The sequence below is a fragment of the Caballeronia sordidicola genome (assembly GCF_001544455.2).
GTDB lineage: Bacteria > Pseudomonadota > Gammaproteobacteria > Burkholderiales > Burkholderiaceae > Caballeronia > Caballeronia sordidicola.
Genome location: NZ_FCOC02000023.1, coordinates 1 through 17,303, shown reverse-complemented (window position 1 = coordinate 17,303; position 17,303 = coordinate 1). Strand labels below are relative to the sequence as shown.

12 protein-coding genes and 1 pseudogene are annotated in these 17,303 nt (G+C 55.2%); 7 read left to right on the top strand and 6 right to left on the bottom strand.

Annotated elements, in window-relative coordinates; translation table 11 throughout:
• Positions 1-161 precede the first annotated feature (161 nt).
• On the bottom strand, positions 162-962 hold the full coding sequence (locus tag AWB64_RS25820; protein WP_060858262.1) for an IclR family transcriptional regulator: 801 nt from the start codon (positions 960-962) through the stop codon (positions 162-164).
• A gap of 178 nt (positions 963-1,140) precedes the next feature.
• On the opposite strand from AWB64_RS25820, the gene AWB64_RS25815 reads away from it, so the two are divergent.
• The 6 genes from AWB64_RS25815 (at position 1,141) to AWB64_RS25790 (ending at position 9,107) form a co-directional block, all read left to right on the top strand.
• Positions 1,141-1,953, top strand: a complete 813-nt coding sequence (locus AWB64_RS25815; protein WP_060858261.1) for an enoyl-CoA hydratase/isomerase family protein — start codon at positions 1,141-1,143, stop codon at positions 1,951-1,953.
• On the top strand, positions 1,953-4,052 hold the full coding sequence (locus tag AWB64_RS25810; protein ID WP_060858260.1) for an acetate--CoA ligase family protein: 2,100 nt from the start codon (positions 1,953-1,955) through the stop codon (positions 4,050-4,052). The genes AWB64_RS25815 and AWB64_RS25810 overlap by 1 nt, the downstream gene beginning before the upstream one ends.
• Positions 4,053-4,060: 8 nt before the next feature.
• Positions 4,061-5,098 carry a lactonase family protein gene (locus tag AWB64_RS25805; protein WP_060858259.1) on the top strand — a complete coding sequence of 346 codons (1,038 nt, stop codon included), beginning with the start codon at positions 4,061-4,063 and terminating at the stop codon, positions 5,096-5,098.
• A 191-nt stretch (positions 5,099-5,289) separates the two neighbouring features.
• Entirely contained in the window at positions 5,290-6,657 is a 1,368-nt protein-coding gene (locus AWB64_RS25800; protein WP_060858258.1) for an MmgE/PrpD family protein, read from the top strand.
• Between the two features lie 3 nt (positions 6,658-6,660).
• Entirely contained in the window at positions 6,661-8,040 is a 1,380-nt protein-coding gene (locus tag AWB64_RS25795) for an MmgE/PrpD family protein (RefSeq protein WP_060858257.1), read from the top strand.
• 98 nt (positions 8,041-8,138) lie between these two features.
• Complete coding sequence (locus tag AWB64_RS25790; protein ID WP_060858256.1) at positions 8,139-9,107, top strand: Bug family tripartite tricarboxylate transporter substrate binding protein; 969 nt, start codon at positions 8,139-8,141, stop codon at positions 9,105-9,107.
• Between the two features lie 189 nt (positions 9,108-9,296).
• Here the strand turns inward: AWB64_RS25790 and AWB64_RS25785 are convergent, their stop codons facing one another.
• The 4 genes from AWB64_RS25785 to gcvA form a co-directional block, all read right to left on the bottom strand.
• Positions 9,297-10,475, bottom strand: coding sequence for a porin (locus AWB64_RS25785; RefSeq protein WP_060858255.1), 1,179 nt, complete (start codon positions 10,473-10,475; stop codon positions 9,297-9,299).
• 492 nt (positions 10,476-10,967) lie between these two features.
• Positions 10,968-11,960 carry a Bug family tripartite tricarboxylate transporter substrate binding protein gene (locus AWB64_RS25780; RefSeq protein ID WP_060858254.1) on the bottom strand — a complete coding sequence of 331 codons (993 nt, stop codon included), beginning with the start codon at positions 11,958-11,960 and terminating at the stop codon, positions 10,968-10,970.
• A gap of 195 nt (positions 11,961-12,155) precedes the next feature.
• A complete protein-coding gene (locus tag AWB64_RS25775; protein WP_075643351.1) occupies positions 12,156-13,550 on the bottom strand; it encodes an MmgE/PrpD family protein in 1,395 nt (464 codons plus the stop codon).
• 474 nt (positions 13,551-14,024) lie between these two features.
• The gene (gcvA, locus tag AWB64_RS25770; RefSeq protein ID WP_060858252.1) at positions 14,025-14,966 is read right to left on the bottom strand and encodes a transcriptional regulator GcvA; all 942 of its coding nucleotides are present in this window, start codon (positions 14,964-14,966) and stop codon (positions 14,025-14,027) included.
• Between the two features lie 619 nt (positions 14,967-15,585).
• On the opposite strand from gcvA, the gene AWB64_RS25765 reads away from it, so the two are divergent.
• Positions 15,586-16,200: an O-methyltransferase gene (locus tag AWB64_RS25765; protein WP_060858251.1), complete on the top strand. Its 615-nt coding sequence runs from the start codon at positions 15,586-15,588 to the stop codon at positions 16,198-16,200.
• Between the two features lie 840 nt (positions 16,201-17,040).
• Here AWB64_RS25765 and AWB64_RS31115 read toward each other — a convergent pair.
• Positions 17,041-17,226: pseudogene (locus AWB64_RS31115) on the bottom strand (ATP-binding protein); the annotation flags it as partial.
• Positions 17,227-17,303: the final 77 nt, after the last annotated feature.

The following is a 17,303-nucleotide window of genomic DNA, read 5'->3' as shown; positions in this document are numbered from 1 at the left end:
GGTTCGAGCGATATAGATGATCAATGGGCGCAATGGTGATGCGACAGGAACAAGTCGCTGTAAATCGCCTTGAAAACAAATGACCATCCCAAATACCTAAAACCGAACGCTCCCGGGAAGACTTGTCCGTACACTGCATGTCCAGCAGATCGAGCCGTCTGTCAGGCATCGGCAGCGAGCATCGCGGCTCGCGCTTCCGCACACAGCGTGAGCAGTGGCCTACATAGTTGTTTCTCTGTTGCCACGATGCCGGTCGTGGTTCGGACGCTGACGTTCAATATGTATATGGGGCGCTCCGGGAGGACAAGTGGGGAAGCAATAGCAACCACTTCCGGCTGCCATGAAGCAGAACAGTATTTGTTTCTGTCGATGCTGACTTTTGCTGCGTCCAGCTCGTCTCGCAAGCGTGCCCAGTCAGCAGGGCGCCGGTCTCGAAAGTGCTGCAGGAGTGTGCGTCGCTCTTCGCTGCTCACCACCGCCAAGTATGCCCGACCGAGCGAGGTGAGTTCCATCGGCACACGCTGTCCGGCAACAACGCTGCGCAATGCCACTTTGCGATTGAAGCGGAACGAATCCAAATAAACCATCTCGTCGCGATCTGCGGTTGCGATGCCGACGTTGATCCGCAACTTCTCGGCTAAGGCGCGCATTAGCGGAGCGACTGCGCTGAGCACCGGTGATCCAGCATGCATTGCATGCGCAAAGCTCAAGACGGGCGGTGCCAACCGGTAGGTACGCCGAGCTCGATCATGCTCCAGCAACCCGCATTCGACCAACGTCTGTGTGAGGCGGCTGACAGTGGCACGAGAAAGATGGGTACGTTCCGCTATTTCTCCATTACCCAACTGATCCGCCCCCGGCCTGAAAGCGCGCAGTATCTCGACGCCACGTACAAGTGAGCGATTCAAGGCAGGATCTTCGTGATGTTGGCGGCGTCGCGCCTGCTCTGCGGTGATTGACATGAAACAGCCTGTGGAAATAATTCTTGCAGCCTAGCACTATTTCCACGGAATGGAATTCGGGACATCCGCAACGCAGTGTGTGACCCTACACTAGTTCGCCTAGTCGAGATGGCACGCCCTGCGCTAGCCAGGCCAGACGCTTTCAATATCAAAAAACCGATTGGAGGAAAGAGGCAATATGACCGCGAATTTAATCAAACTAGACGTGAAGGATGGCATCGCGACGCTCTTGCTCAACCGTCCAGAAAAGCGCAATGCGATGAGTGACGATATGCGCCGCGATTTCATCGAAGCGCTGGAGCGTATCAGCGCTGACAAGTCCATTGGCGCACTGGTACTCAGCGGAAACGGAAAAGGCTTTTGCGCCGGCGGCGACATCTCCGGTATGGAGCAGCGCATGAAAGCACCGACAGGCGAAATCGGATTTAACGGATGGCACCGTCAGCAGCGAGTGCACTATACACAATCACTGCTGCACACCATGCCAAAGCCGACCATCGCCGCAGTCAATGGCGCGGCGTCGGGATTGGGAGCCGATATCGCGCTTGCCTGTGACTTTATTATCGCCAGTGACACTGCCAGTTTCGCCTGGTCCTATATCAATCGAGGAATCGTGCCGGACGGTGGCGGAATGTATTTCCTTCCTCGCCGCGTAGGTTTGTCGAAAGCTAAAGAGTTGATCTTCACCGGACACAAGGTCGAAGTCGAAGAGGCGCAGCAGTTAGGGCTCATTGATCGGCGCACGAATGTGGAAAGGCTGGTGGTCGACGCGCAACTCTGGGCCGCCGAACTCTGCGCAGGCTCGAGCACCGCGCTTGCACTGGGCAAGACCATCCTCAACCAGAGCTTTGAGATGTCCGCCGAACAGGTATTTGCGCAAGGCAGTCAAGCACAGGGAATCTGCTACACAAGCACGGAACACCGCGAAGCAGTGATGGCCTTTCTGACCAAAAGCGCTGATAAGCATATCACACGCACTAACAAAGAGTAATGACCTTGGACGCTATCTCCCGACTTCTCAAGCCACGTAGCGTGGCGGTCATCGGTGCCTCCGCTGACACTAAAAAAACCGCTGGTCGTCCTGTCGCCTATCTGCGGAAGCACGGTTTCACCGGCGACATCTATCCGGTCAATCCGCGCGTTGACAATATCGACGGCTTGCCCTGCTATGCAGATATCGCATCGCTGCCTGCGGTGCCCGACGTCGGAATCGTGCTTTTGAGCGCGGAGCGGGCACATCTTGCCGTGCGTGAGCTCGCTCAACGTGGCACTGCGTCCGCAATAGTATTGGCCAGTGGCTTTACGGAGATCGGCGCTGAAGGTGCACGCCGTCAGGCGCAACTCATCGAAGCTGCAGGTGACATGCGCCTTCTCGGGCCGAACACTATCGGCTTGGTCAACCTGACGGACAACATCGTGTTATCGGCCAGCGGCGCACTGGAGATGGACCATTTTCCGGTCGGGTCGATTGGAGTGGTGTCTCAGAGCGGAGGCATTCTTGGGGCCCTGCTTTCTCGCGCGGCGCCACGTGGTATCGGTTTGTCCAAGTTGATTTCGACGAGCAATGAGGTGGATCTAGACTTGGCTGACTTCATTGATTACCTAGCTGATGACGAAGCGACTAAAGTCATCGCCCTCTATGTCGAGAGCGTGCGAAATCCGGATAAATTCCGTGCAGCGGCCCTGAAGGCCGCACGTGCCGGCAAGCCAGTTGTCGCATTTAAGATCGGGCGTTCCGAGGCAGGCGCGAAGGCCGCCGTATCCCACACCGGTGCGCTGGCTGGCGCCGATCGTATGTACGATGCGCTGTTCAGACAGGTGGGCATTATCCGCGCTCAGAGCTTCGGCGATCTTCTCGATATCCCCGCTGCTCTCGCCACAGGGCGTGTGCTTAGAGGAAACCGCGTTGCGATTTTGACCTCAACCGGCGGCGCTGGCACACTGGTGTCCGATAGCCTTGGCGTTTCCGGCTTCGAGACGCCTACACCTGACGCTGAAACGGCTGCACGATTGCGTGCTTTGCAGACCGGCGATCATGCCGCGCTCGACCGCAATCCGATTGACGTCACCCTCGCCGGCCTGCAGCCAGATCTACTGCGGGGCGCTATTTGCGCGTTGCTTGCCAGTCCCAGCTACGATGCGCTGACGATCATCATTGGCTCGTCCAGCCTCGCCATGCCCGAATTGATGGCCGGTGCTATCCAAGACTGTCTACCCGGAAGCGACAAACCTGTGATCGCATTCGTGAGCCCGCATGCGCCCTCGGTCGCAGCCTTGTTGACTCAGCGCGGCGTGCCCGCGTTTTCGGCAGCTGAAAGCTGCACCGTGGCGTTGGCAGGCATGCTCCAACACACGGACTGGAAAGAACCCGTGAGTTCGCCGCTAGGCGCCCCCATTGAACTGGCTGATCTACCCGAGGGCTCACTGGACGAAGCGCAAGCCAAGCAGTTGTTTGCGTGCTTCGGAGTGCCCTGCACGCGCGAAAGCATCGTCACGACGTCAACCGACGCCGAGCAGGCGGCCCATGCTTTTGGCGGACGTGTCGTGCTCAAGGTTTTGTCGGGTGAGATAACTCACAAGAGCGATGTGGGCGGTGTTGCCGTGAACCTGACGCCCGACCAGATAGGCCCAAGACTGCAGGCGATGACGACTGAAGTTAAGGCAAAGACGGGCGTCTCGCCGCAACGGTTCCTCATACAGGAGATGGTATCAGGCGGCACAGAGGTAATTGTGGGCATGCACCGTGACCCGCTTGGCACGGCGATACTCGTTGGCATGGGCGGAGTTACAGCCGAATTATATAAGGACACGACGATGCGCCTGCTGCCGTCGGGCGGTTACGCTCTGAACGAAGAAGAAGCGCTTGCCATGGTCCGCGAACTGAAAAGCTGGCCTTTGCTCGACGGTTACCGTGGGCGGCCGAAGGCTGACCTGCAAGCCCTGGCGTCTGCCATCGTAGCGTTCTCGCGTATGGCGGCACAACTCGGCGAGCGATTGACCGAAGCCGAGATCAATCCGGTATTCGTGCTGCCGGCCGGCCACGGAGTACGCGCGGCGGATGGCGTTGTTGTACTCGCGTCAACTTCATGAGGTAAACAATGTCTTTTCTCGTTCACGTCTCCTCTTCCGAGAGCAGGCAGATTCATGCATTTGTGCTCGATGCCGAGACAGGCGCCCTCAGATCGCTGGAAGTAATTGATGTGCCAGGTTCGGGTGCGCCGACACGTGGCAATATCCCGCTTACGTGGTCTCGCGACGGCAAGGTGCTGTATGCACAGATTCGTATCGCGCCCTATCCCCTGTCAGCATTTGTCATCGATCCCACGTCGGGCAAATTGCGGCTGCTCCAGACAGTCGCCCTGCCGGCTCCGATGGCCTATCTCTCGGTTACGCGTAACGGGAGGTTCTTGCTCGCTGCCTCTTACGACGATGCTTTGCTGACTGTGAACCGCCTTGAAGCATCCGGGCGCGTTTCCGTCCCCGGCTTGCAGACCCTGACCACGCCGCCGAAAGCGCACTGCATCGTTGAAGCGCCGTTCGGCCCCTTCGTCTATGCCACGTCTGTGGATGGCGAGGCCATTCTTGTGTATCGGCTGAACGAGGCGTCCGGCCATCTCGAAGATTTAGCTCCCAGCACGACCGTCACACGCCCCCACTCCGGCCCACGGCATCTGGTCTTTCACCCCACGCTCGATCGCTTGTACTGTGTCAACGAACACGCAGGTTCTGTGGCCGCTTATAGCGTCGAGCGAGAGTCTGGGATGCTGAAGGAGCTGCAATATGAGTCGATTGTGCCAGCGGATTTTTCGGGCCGAGCGCTGGGAGCCGACATCCATCTCACACGTGATGGCGCACTACTCTACGCAAGCGTTCGGAAGACTAACTCCATTTCGGCCTTTCACATCGATCCGGCGACAGGGGCATTGTTGCGAGCGGGCGAGTTCGACGTCGAAGCATATCCGCGGGGTTTTGCTATCGAACCTAATGGCAGGTTTCTGCTCTGCGCTGGCCAACAAAGTAATCATCTCGCCGTCTATGCAATCAAACTAGCCACTGGCGCTTTGTCGCAGGTCGGTCGCTATCCTGTAGGCATGCGTCCAAGCTGGATCGAGATCGTTCCAGCGCCTGCCGGGTGATGATATTTCTGCCACGGAGCCAGCTATCGGGAGGAAAGCACAAGTTGATCAATTTCCAAAGTGTGGAAATTGAATCGTGACGAAAGACTGGCCCAGTTCTAACCTAGCGAACAACACCATAAAGCCCGCATCTGCCGGACAGCTGGTCATAAATCCCAAGTTGAAGCATCAGAGGAACAAAAGAGGAAACAATGGATCAAGCCCTTGAACAGATCACCGACTTCACCGTCAGCGTCCGGCCCGAGACAGTCCCTGATAACGTCATCGAGCACGTGACAGGCATCTTCGTGGACTCCATCGCGTGCGCAATGGCCGCGCGAGATTGCCCGGGTGCGCTCGCCGCGGCCAAAATCCCGGCGCTGCCTCGAGGCGACGGAGGCACGGTAATCGGCAGTTCTGCGGTCGCCACGCTAGACATGGCCGCCTTTTGGAACACTTCGATGATTCGCTATCTCGACTATAACGATACTTTCACCGGCGGCCACCCCAGCGATATTATCGGCGCGCTCATTGCCGTCGCCGGCGCACACCGGCTGGCGGGGCGCGGCTTTCTGAGCGGTATTGCCATTTCCTACGAAGTGTTTCATCGCATCTCGTTGCGCCATCGGTCCTATCGCAAAGACCACGGCGCTATCGTCGATTATCTTTCTATCGATCAAGGCTTCGCGGTTGCAATCGCCACGGCGGCGGGTATCGCGCATATGCTCGACTACGATCGCGCGAAGACGCGCACGGCGGTCTCGCTTTCCGCAACAAATGGATTGCCGCTGCGGGCGAGCCGAGCCGGCGAACTGTCCCACTACAAAGGCGTCGCGACTGCGGCGAGCACGCGTCAGGCGGTCTTCGCCTGTCAGCTCGCCGAATACGGCCTGACTGGTCCGTCTGACCCTTTCGAAGGCAGACACGGGTTCATCGAAGTCATGGAAGGCAAAGCCGGCTCAATGAATCTCGAGCCCTTTGGCGAATGGGCTGTCTTACGTTCAGGGCTGAAATACTTTCCCGCAACAGCCAACTCTCAGATTGGCGTTTGGGCTGCGCTGAAGTTGCGTGAGGGGCTCGATCTAGAAAAGGTTAGCGAAATCGTGCTACACACGTCCCGTTTCTTGCGTCACGAGTCGGGCAGCGAGCCTGCGAAGTGGGCGCCGACGACTCGCGAGACCGCAGACCACAGCCTTCCATACATCGTCGCGGTCGCGCTGCTGGATGGTGGTGTGACACTCAGCTCCTATACGGAAGAAATGCTGTCGAGCCCAAAGGTCCGGGGACTGATGAAAAAGATCAAGGTCGAGGTTGATGAAAAGATCGAATCCGAATGGCCTGGCACGATTCAGATTCGAGCGACCGCAAAGATGGCCGATGGCAGCATGAACGAGGTCCAAGCGAGCGACCCCAAGGGCACTTACCGCAATCCGATGAATCGCGAGGACATCAAGATCAAGTTCCGGCAACTCGTGGAACCGGTGCTCGCATCCAGGACAGACAGCGTGTTCGATTCTGCCTGGAACATCGTTGCAAGCGACGACTGCCAGAAGGTATTCGATCAACTGGTGGTCGAATAAGTCATGTCGCACGATCACAACTTATCCATTACACGCGGCGTCTCCGAATACGTTGCTACGGCCAATCTACAGACGTTCCCTTCCACAGCCATAGAAGCTGCAAAGGTAGTGATCCTTGATGGACTCGGTTGTCTAGCTGCCGGGAGCCTTGAGTCGGCGCCGACGCTTGCCCGCAAGGCGTTGAACGATGCGCCATCAGGCTCTTGCACGGTGATCGGAACAAGTATCTTAGCAAGCCCCGCGACCGCAGCGCTCCTCAATGGAATTGCGCTGCATGCATTGGACTACGAAGTTCAAGGGATGCCGCCTGCTCACGGCACATCCTCCCTGTTGCCCGGCATACTCGCCCTCTCAGAGCGGTACGCCGCGGCGCCGGAGCGTGCCATACTGGCCTTCATTGTTGGCTGGCAGGTTCAGCAGACGGTGCGGACGGCCGCGCGGGACTGCGCCTTTCGGGGCTTTCACCCGCCCGGCGTCGTCGGCCCGCTCGGCGCAGTCGCAGCTTGTTCGGTCATCCTTGGCTTGTCAGCCGACCAAGTTGCGGGAGCGATCGGTCTGGCGGCGTCGCGTACAGGCGGGCTATTTGCGAACAACGGCACGATGGCCAAGCCAACCCATCCCGGCAATGCGTCGCGTTCGGGCCTCGAGTCAGCATTACTGGCCAAGGCTGGAATGTTTGGCAACAAGCAAATTCTCGAAATGCCCGGAGGGCACTTCGAGACTTTCTTTGATGATCGGTTTTGCCCGACAGACATAATGAGCGGTCTGTCAAATTGTGCAATCGTTAATCCCGGATTCACGATAAAGCGCTACCCCTCCGAAATATACATGCAATGGGTAATCGAGGCTTGTCAACAATTGCGGCTCAGGACAGGCTTCGACGCGAGCGCCATAGTCGAAGTGGTCGTCGAACCGCCCGTGTTCAGGAAGACGCTATCGCGACCTCAGCCAGTCTCGGGACTTGATGGGAAATTCAGCTATGAGTATGCGGCAGCGGTGGGCCTCAGCCAAGACAACGTAGTCATTGCGAGTTTCGACGACGGTACTGCATTTAGCGCGCCAGTTCAGAAATTGCTTCCTTTAGTACGACTAATACATAACGAGGAAATTCCTCAAACCTTGGATGCGATGTGGGCCCGAGTCAGAGTCAAGTTGGCGGACGGAACCGAATTTACCGAAAGATGCGACCGCTTTCCCGGTTGCCCGGAAAGTCCAATGAGCCGCGATCAGCGCCATCGCAAAGTAGCGGATTGTCTGGCAACGGCTGGTCTGCCTGTCGATGAAGTCAATAGCCTCATCGAGAAGACCGAGAGCCTCGAGAAGCTGCCGTCTTGGGCTCCGATCCTCGACACGCTTTCCAGAATTGCCCGAACCGTTGCATGAAATAATAATCGGTGAGCTTGCCAAGATGGCCGCCAAGCGTTGCTTCGAGACGTTCGGCGGCCATTTTTTTGTTGCTGATAAGAATGCCCGGAGACGAAATGAAAATCTTCCGCTTTTCCCTTCTATTGCTAAGTTGCGTCGTAGCGAACTTTGCCAACGCGCAAGACTATCCGACTCGTCAAATCCGCATGTTTATACCTGCTTCACCCGGTGGTGGTGTTGATTTGGGGAGCCGCATTATCGCGGCGCGCTTGTCGGAAACCTTGGGTAAGCCCGTTGTCGCAGAAAATCACGACGGCGCTGGGACCATTCTCGCGACTGAATTGCTTGCACATTCGAAGCCGGACGGCTACACCATTCTGATGGTTACGAGTAGTTTCGCCGTCAACCCTGCCGTGCGCAAGATGCTACCGTTCGATCCAAACACAGACTTTACGGCGGTCGCTCAGTACGCTTACACGCCCGATCTGCTCGTCGTTAACGCGCAGTCCAATCTACATTCCGTGGCAGACGTCATCGCCGAGGCCAAGAAGAAGCCTGGTGATTTGGCCTTTAGTACCTCTGGGTCTGGGACACTGTCCGAACTGGAGCCGACGCAACTAAAAACATATGCTGGCATTGACATGCTCGATGTCCCCTACCGCGGAGGTATTCCTGCTGTGACCGGTCTGATGGGCAATCAGACCAACATGTTGTTCTTGGGCGTGGTGGGCGTCGCACCTCTGGTCAAAGCCGGCAAGCTCCGGGCGATCGCCGCGACTGGCAAGAGCCGCGCTCGTCAATTTCCCGACGTTCCTACCATGGCCGAGTCGGGCTTCCCTGATTGGGACACTGGTACGTGGTATGGAGTGCTTGTACCGGCGAAAACCCCACCCGCGATCGTCGCCCTGCTTAACAAGCAGATAAACGACGCACTTCGGCAGCCGGACGTTCGCACCAAGCTAGCCAAGATTGGTCTTGAACCGCGGGGAGGCACTCCTGAACAGTTCTCTTCGCTAATCAGATCGGATATGGCGCGCTGGCAACAACTTGTTCTTAAAAACCCTCAATTGCGGTCGGAGGACTAGACCGGATGTTTTTTAAAGAGTCGGACGGAGCGCCGCGTGCCCACGAAACCTTAGGTATACAAACAGTATCGTGGGCTATTTTCCTGATATATGTGTGGACGTGCAAATCTCTCCTTTCGTTGTAAAGCAAAGAGGTCGTGGGCATCTCGGGCGGTGGCTCCCACTAATCCGCCGTCTGACTATTCACCATTAGAACTTGTGACGCAAAGAAATTCGAATATAGGTCTGTTTGTCACTGCTCGATGCCGTCAAACTGTTGAGCGCAGCAACAGCAGCGACACCCTGCGAATTGGTTCCCACCGCGCGCTGATAAACCGCAAGGAAGTAAATGTCAGTTCGTTTTGATAAAAAGTAGTCCAAGCCGACAGCCGCCGTATGATAATGTGACCTGCCAATGCCGCTTTCATTCGTATAGTCGTATGCGGCATTTCCAAAAAATGCGGGGGTGAATTGATACATCAGACTGCTTTCGATGTTGTTGAAAGTTCCACTCGTCCCGGGTGTCGCGTTTTTACCGCTTGCAAGTTTGATAGGTCCGGCCGTCGGATTTCCCAATCCGGAAAACTTGATTCGACTGTAGACTAGTCCAAACGTAGTGGCACGATACACGTATGCGAGCGCAGTGGAAAACGTCTGCTGAGTACTGGCCGATGCATAGCCCGAGAAGATCGGATCTGCCATGTTTGTAACGACGCCAGTGCTGATCCCATTTGGGTTACTGCCAAAATAGGAAATATTGGGGTCACGGATATTCAAATAAGCGGCGGCAAATCGAAATGATCCGCTTACATAATGCAGCCCTCCGGAGAAGATCTGATTACGGGAAACACTTCCTGCTACTCCACCAAAACTGTACATTCCCCCAAATGCCAGTCCGTTTAACTCCGGACTTGTGTATTTGATAGCGTTATTTGTGCGAGCATTATTATTTTCGTTATCCAAATCGCCTGCATGGGCGAAAACACCTCCCGCCCACTGGTCCGGTGCCGCGAAAGGCGCAACATACTCAGCAACGGAATCATATTGGCGCCCTAGGGTTACCGTGCCATATCGATTATTTGATAATCCTACAAACGCCTGTCGACCCCAAAGCGCTCCACCTTGCCCGAATGCTCCATTGTTGGCTGTGAATCCGTTCTCGAGCAAAAATATTGCTTTCAGACCGCCTCCAAGGTCCTCTAAGCCTTTCAATCCGAAACGACTCCCCTGTTGCTCTCCACTCGACATATTAAACTGGGGTTTTCCACCGGAATTACTGGTGTAATTTACACCGAGGTCGAACAGACCATAGAGCGTCACACTGCTTTGAGCGTGTGCAACTCCTATTGATGCACCTAAAACCGCAAGTGCAATTATTTTCTTTTGCATCGTCTCCCCTCATTGATTGATATAAATATAAAGTGCGTTTAATGAAAATGTTCTCTTATGCTCGGCGCATGTGAGGCAAAAGAGGCTCGCTAATTTCCCTAAAAAAACGCGTTTGCTGGCCTGCTGTGTAGGGTCTTAGAGTCACATTTTTTTGCTCGCTGACAGTTCCTACGCGGAAAACTTTCTCCGGATCTAATACCATTGGCAAATATCGACATAGTCATCTTTTTAACAAGAGATGACGCTTACAATTCGATGATCGTGTAGAGGCAGGCGATACACTTGCACGTGACTACGACATGCGGAATGTCGCTTTCTGACCAGCAGAATCGACGGATAAAGAAGATGCAATTCAGACGTGTCTTGTTGCTTAAGACTGGGTGTGTGCGAGCGTGTCCGGCAACGCCGCCGTATTTTTAAAGCAACGAAATAGATAAACTTACCGTAAAGTGTTCGCGCTACGTTCAACAGCGAATGAGAATCAAAGTCGATTTATGATCCGGGTGTCAACATTCCCGAAGTCAGCAAGGGGTCAAGCTTCTTTTGTTCACGTGCGACGATATCGCTCGCCTCTTTCAAATTCCCGGGCGCTACCGATGCGCCCACACTGGCAAGCTGCTTCTGTACCGTGGGATCCGCAATAGCCTTGTTCAAAGCTGAATTCAACTTCTCCAGAACGTTTGTGGGCGTTCCCTTAGGCGCCATCAAAGCGGAATACGAAGCCATTTCGAAGTCGGGCTTCCCCAGTTCGGCAAAAGTCGGCACGTTGGGCAGACTTGGGACGCGCTTGGCAGAAGTGATCGCTAACGCGACAAGAGTGCCCTGCTGAATTTGCGGTTGCGAGGTCGTTAGTTGATCGATCATGGCATCAATCTGGCCGCCGAGTAGGTCGCTAAGCACCAGAGCAGAGCCTTTATAGGGGATTGGATTGATCTGGATACCGAAATCGCGTTGAATTTCAAGCTCGACAATTTGATTCATCGTGCCGTTGCCGCCATGCCCGACAGAAAGATCATCAGGATGTGCGCGAGCATGCGCGAGAAAGTCGGCGAAGTTTCTTATCCCATACTTATTGTCGGCTTTGACTTCCAGCAAACATGGCACCGAAGCGAGCAGGCCAATTGTTAGGAAATCGTTCTGGCGAATCTTGATGTCTGGGATGATTACGGGGTTGACTACAAGTGGAAGGACGGTTGTTGACAGCAAAGTATAACCATCCGCCCGAGTCCGCAGCACGCTCCCTGCTCCTATCGAACCAGCTGCGCCGGGCATGTTCACAACCACTAACGGCTGCCCGAGCTCGTGAGACATTCTTGCTAAAACAGCTCGAGTAGTCAGATCGACGTTACCCCCAGCGGGAAACGCGACGATGACTCTGATAGGCCGGTCAGGATATGCGGCCTGCACTGTAGGCCCAGTGACCGTACACAAAACTGCCGCGCTATTGAGCACGATTATCTTAAGGAGGTCGCGAAGCTTGCTCATACCATTCCTGACTTGGGGTTGTCGATGTCAGTTTGAAACCGACGCCGTGGCAATAATTCATCGTTTCAGATGGGGCCGTCTGTGAAGCAAAACTTCTAATCCAGACAGGAAAACGCCCTTGCCCGAACGCAGATTTATCTGCGAATTAACGAATGGATGTGAAACTCTATGCCCGTTTCGCCTACGCAAAATTAATCATGCACCACGCCGCAGCGCATTGAATAGCCGCTCCAACGAGCTCGCATGATCGAGTTCGTCGATCGCGGAAATGATTTCCTCGATCGCAACCTCGGAAATGCTCCCCTTCGTGAGTTTGCGAAACTTTGCGCGAATCTCCTCTGCCGAGCAAGGGTCTGCCGGGGTGCCATGTGCATCCCATACGGAGCGCTCAAATTGGCGGCCGTCGTTTGCGGTCACAATCACTTTTGCAGGAAAGCTATCTGGATAAGCGGCGTCGACTTCGTCGTCCACGAATAGTTCGATACGCTTCATCATGTCGCGCACGGCAGGTGCGTGCAATTGAGGCGGTAGGAATGCGTTCGGGTCTCGCGCGTCGCCTGTTAGGGCCAACGCTGCGTTGAACGGAATGCTATATTGAGCGGTCATTGGCTCTTGCGGGTTCATGTCATTATTCTGAATGACACAACGCTTGCTCGTGCCTACTCGAACAGAGTTGATATCGTTCGGAGTCAGCTGCGATTCAGCACGGATTTGCTCGAGAGCTTCTGCTGCTGTATGAATCAATGCACAACATGGAAAGGCTTTGATCCAATTACGGGTAATTGCCCAGTTCTCGTCTAGGCCGCGTGAAAGAACTCCGTCGTTCCGTGACTTTCCTCCGAAGACGGCCATCACGCCGAATTGCCCATCGATTGCCTGGCGCGGACCCGAAAAGCCGCGTGACGCCAGTTGCCAGGCGAGTACACCGTTACTTGCGCCCAGACCACCATGTAATCGCTTCACCATGCCTCCCGATCCTTGCTGGAAAGCTTTGAGACCCGATGAGGTTGATGCTGCGATACCCAGCGCAGACGCAACAGTGTCTTCCGACTCGCCAGAAACAACGCAAGCCGCTAACGCGGCAGCGAGCGGGCCAGCTACGCTCGTGGTGTGGAAGCCGAGCCCGATCGGAGCCGTACCTAAAGCGGCGCCAAGGCGCGCATCTAACTCATACCCTGCGACAATTCCAGCAAGCAGCGACATCGGGCTGCTTTTTGCAACTTCTGCTGCTGCCAATACCGCAGGAATCACGGCAGCGCCGGCATGAGTAAGCGAGCCCAGGATCACATCATCAAGTTCGAACGAATGAATCGCGGTACCATTTGCCAGAGCCGCCGCAACGGGAGACGCGCTGCGCCCGTTACCCAGCAATGTTACCGGCCCGTCGCCTGCTTCTTGTGCGACGCTCGCGGTCATCTTCGCCCAATCGAACTGTGAACCGAAAATGGCGCATGCGATGCTGTCCAGAAGAGCGAGTTTAGCGCTTTCCTCTAGCGCAGCGGACAATCTCACATCTCGGAGGTCAGTCAGATGTTTAATTAGTCGGCGTGCATGTGAACTGTCAATGATGCTTTCAATGGTATCGTTCATAGTTTTACCCTTAACCCATACGTTCTGAGAGTTGATACGAATGGTTCAATGCAACCGAAGCGTTTGCGCGCACTTGCAAGCGCATTGAAAAGAAGCCTTGACTTTCCCTGCACAAACCGTGGCCCGTGCGGTCATCCCGACGAAGTTTGATTTGCCCGTCGAGGCCACGGGCATTCGCTGCCGAAGCCGGGCTGCGAGCCAGCACATACAGCCATTCGAGGAAACGCGCTTAGGTCGCGTGTGCATCGCGATCACAGTGGCTCGGGGAAATCCGCAATGTCGATAATTTAATCTTTCGACCTTCTGAGCGGCAATGTCAGAAAACTCAAGCGACCGTTGAAAAAAATTAAACCCTCTGTGGACGCTTGAGAAATGCTGGCGAGCGTCGTGCGAATGCCCGCGAATTGCCGAACCTCGTCGACGAGAGGCGAGAAAGATAGGCACCGATGAGCAGCCGTCTACAGAGCTGACCCGTCAATGTACTTCGAAGTAACGGGTAGGGAGATCTTGGATCAGCATGCTTCGCTTTTCCGTTTCGGAAATTTTAACTAACAACCAATCTTTAAACGACGTGATGTGCGGGTTCGTGGCATCCCGCTTTGCATATACCAGATAGAACGGCAATCGACTGCGGATTCCTTGATGGAACGGAGCGAGCAGCCGTCCTTCCAAAAAATCATCCACGAGGTAATGACGCTGGCCGAGCGCAATGCCGGCACCCTCACGTGCAGCCTGGAAGGCGAGCGACGCATTGTCGAACCAGACGTGCTTTTCTGAGTCGATATTGCCCACTCCATTGCTGTCCAACCATGTCCGCCAGTTTCCCTGCTGCTGAACAGTGTTCAAAAGGGGATATAGACGTATATCTTCGGGTGCACGCAACAGCGTACCGCCTCGAATTAAAGTCGGACTGCATACTGGGTAATATTCCGCGTGATACAGAGGAATGGCATCCATGTCTGGGCCAATTGGGCCTCGCCTAATCGCGATATCGACATCGTCCCGATCGATATCACTCGGGCTTAATGACGAACTAAGGCGAAAATCGATCTCTGGATGCTTGGTGAGGAACTCAGGCAGACGAGGAACCAACCATTCCGACGCAAATGTGGTGAACACGCGCACGGACAGTTTGTCGCGCTTCGGCATTCCAAGTAAGCGATTTGTTGCGCAATCCAACTGGTCGAAGCAATGGCCAACAGAGCGAAGGTACACCGCTCCGTCATCCGTTAATGTCAGTCCGCGTGCATGCCGCAGGAACAGTTTGAAGCCGACGAACTCCTCGAGGATGCCAATGTGCCGACTTACAGCACCTACGGTGACACACAACTCATCGGCCGCATCGGCGAGTTTGCCGTGACGACCGAGCGCTTCAAAAGCGCGGAGAGAGTTCAATGGGGGCAGCCGGCGGCGCATCTACAAGAAAGTCGAGAATCTTTACCCCATGAAGCATTCCATGGGCCTCTGCATATAAGAATTCGTGGGAACCCTATGTGCTTGGGCCCGCAAAGTCTTTGCTTGACGCTCCGGCGCTGAAATGCCTGAACGGATGGCTCGCTAGGTTTGTAATGCGATGCACCGGCCCCGCCGGGTTCAGGAGCCTGGACTCGAAACACGCGCCGAGGGATTGTCGAGCTCGGCGGCGGACGGCAAGCGCGTGAACGCTCTGGCAAAGACGCGCGCGGCGAGCGTGCTTTATCGCGAAGCCAATCTGCAAGCCATCGGTTTTCGACGAATGCCGCCCGATTGGCGTCGACGTGCCGTTCGAGTTTTCCGTCTCGGGTTCCGACGAAATTCCGCGTCGTCGACTCAAACGGATCGAGAGAAGTATGCGTCTATTGAAAACCTCGCTTTGTGCCTACCTTAAAGAAGGCGAGGTGCCTTTTCCTTTCCTCAAGCGCACATGTAAGCGCACGTAACAAATGACGGTTTAGTAATCGGGAACATCGAATCCAAAAGCCGGTCTTTGAGGTTGAGCCCAGCATCACGCGTATTCGCGCTTGGCCCGACTCACCACACACCTATTGAGGATCAAATGGATCACGCACTATCCAACGTTCTCTACGAATACGATGTCTTGCTTGCTGAGGAGCAGAAGAAGCGAGAGAGTGGCGGGTTAATGCCCAAAGAAGGGCAACGAGACGAACGGTTCCTCGCGGTTGGGCCGCAAACGGGCCAACTCATCAATCTGCTGGCACGCAGTCTCGAAAAGCCAACGATCCTCGAACTCGGGACATCTTATGGCTATTCAACTATATGGCTCGCGGATGCAGCACGGGCCAGTAGCGGTAAGGTTCTCACGATGGAACTTGCCGACTACAAATCCGTGTTTGCACGAGACATGGTCACGAAGGCCGGTCTGGCTTGCTATGTCGACTATCGAGTCGGCGACGCAGTGGCGATGATTGCTGACGTGGAGGAGCGTGTCGACTTCGTTCTGCTGGATCTGTGGAAAGATCTGTACGTTCCGTGTCTTTCCGCTTTTGTTCCAAAGCTTAATGAAGGTGCAATCATCGTGGCTGACAATATCTCTCGCAACCGCGAACATGCTGCTAAATACTGTCAAGCGGTTCGCTCAATCCCGGGAATGTCCAGTTTTTCAGTTCCCGTCGGCCAAGGCTTGGAGTTGAGCCGGTACAAAGCCTTTTGAGGCGGTGCATCGCCTAGTCGGTGGAAGTGTCGGAACGGATTTCGAAGATTGGAAGACATCCGCAAGCACGATGCTAGCTTGGCTGATCTGTAGTGCTACCTAAATTAGCACGTCTTGGACGTTGGGCATGATTGCTCCGCGAACCGTAAATCAAGATACCAAGACGGCGTCGACGATCCGTGTCATGCTTTTCGAGCGTACTGAGACGTAAAGCTTCGCGCTAACCGATGGCGATCGCTGAATGCGTCCGTAGCTGAGCAACGCAATTCCGGCGACGATTACGAGCCTGCCGAGCACAACAAAACCCGACATGTACCCTCCCGTCGAGCGATACAGCAACCCGACGAGGAACCCTGCAAGGGCGCCCCCCGCCTCCCGCGCCGATCCCGTTGATGATGTCCGATGTGGGGCCTATGGCGTGCGGTTCGATCGGCGATTGAAGAATCGACCAGCCATTCGGCGTGTAACTGCTTGCATAGGATCTGAGGGCAACTCGGATGTCCCATTGACCTGAACAGCATTCGTTCGCTACCCCTCGGCCGGGAGCAAGACGTTCTGCCTGTAGTCGCTCGAAAAGTCGAAGACGCGCTGAGGTACCTTCAAATCGAGGAACCCGGCCTTGCGACTTTTAGTCATGTCCGTCACGAAAAATCAAGCCTACACGACAAGCCCTTAAAGAATGCCTCAAAGGCGGTTCTCAAATCCTAATAGACGTGTTGAACAACTGGCAGCCCCGCGAGACCAGAGTAGCAAACCATTAACGCCCGGATGGTCACTTCAAATTCCCCCACTTATGGTCGCGCAAACTCCTCCACCTAAAAGCAGGACAAAGATGGTTTTTTAGCTCGCTTTGGATTTGCGCGCAAGGGTTTCCGCAGCTTCTTTCAAGCGATAGCTTCGGCCGTCGAATTCGAGTGAATGGCAGTGATGCATGAGGCGGTCCAGAATCGTGCTGCTCATGGTGTTGTCGCCGAGGTAGGCGCCCCAGTCTTGAACGACGCGGTTTGACGTGACCATGACGCTACGGGGGTGCGGCTAAAATCTTGGACTGGTTATGCCGCAATTCTAAGACTTTCCCGGTATTCGAGGGGACTGAGAGAGCC

Coding starts and splice junctions, on each gene's coding strand:
- AWB64_RS25780 (WP_060858254.1), bottom strand. CDS start 11,960: ATGAGCAAGCTTCGCGACCTCCTTAAGATAATCGTGCTCAATAGCGCG.
- AWB64_RS25795 (WP_060858257.1), top strand. CDS start 6,661: ATGTCGCACGATCACAACTTATCCATTACACGCGGCGTCTCCGAATAC.
- AWB64_RS25820 (WP_060858262.1), bottom strand. CDS start 962: ATGTCAATCACCGCAGAGCAGGCGCGACGCCGCCAACATCACGAAGAT.
- AWB64_RS25785 (WP_060858255.1), bottom strand. CDS start 10,475: ATGCAAAAGAAAATAATTGCACTTGCGGTTTTAGGTGCATCAATAGGA.
- AWB64_RS25790 (WP_060858256.1), top strand. CDS start 8,139: ATGAAAATCTTCCGCTTTTCCCTTCTATTGCTAAGTTGCGTCGTAGCG.
- AWB64_RS25775 (WP_075643351.1), bottom strand. CDS start 13,550: ATGAACGATACCATTGAAAGCATCATTGACAGTTCACATGCACGCCGA.
- AWB64_RS25765 (WP_060858251.1), top strand. CDS start 15,586: ATGGATCACGCACTATCCAACGTTCTCTACGAATACGATGTCTTGCTT.
- AWB64_RS25800 (WP_060858258.1), top strand. CDS start 5,290: ATGGATCAAGCCCTTGAACAGATCACCGACTTCACCGTCAGCGTCCGG.
- AWB64_RS25815 (WP_060858261.1), top strand. CDS start 1,141: ATGACCGCGAATTTAATCAAACTAGACGTGAAGGATGGCATCGCGACG.
- AWB64_RS25810 (WP_060858260.1), top strand. CDS start 1,953: ATGACCTTGGACGCTATCTCCCGACTTCTCAAGCCACGTAGCGTGGCG.
- AWB64_RS25805 (WP_060858259.1), top strand. CDS start 4,061: ATGTCTTTTCTCGTTCACGTCTCCTCTTCCGAGAGCAGGCAGATTCAT.
- gcvA (WP_060858252.1), bottom strand. CDS start 14,966: ATGCGCCGCCGGCTGCCCCCATTGAACTCTCTCCGCGCTTTTGAAGCG.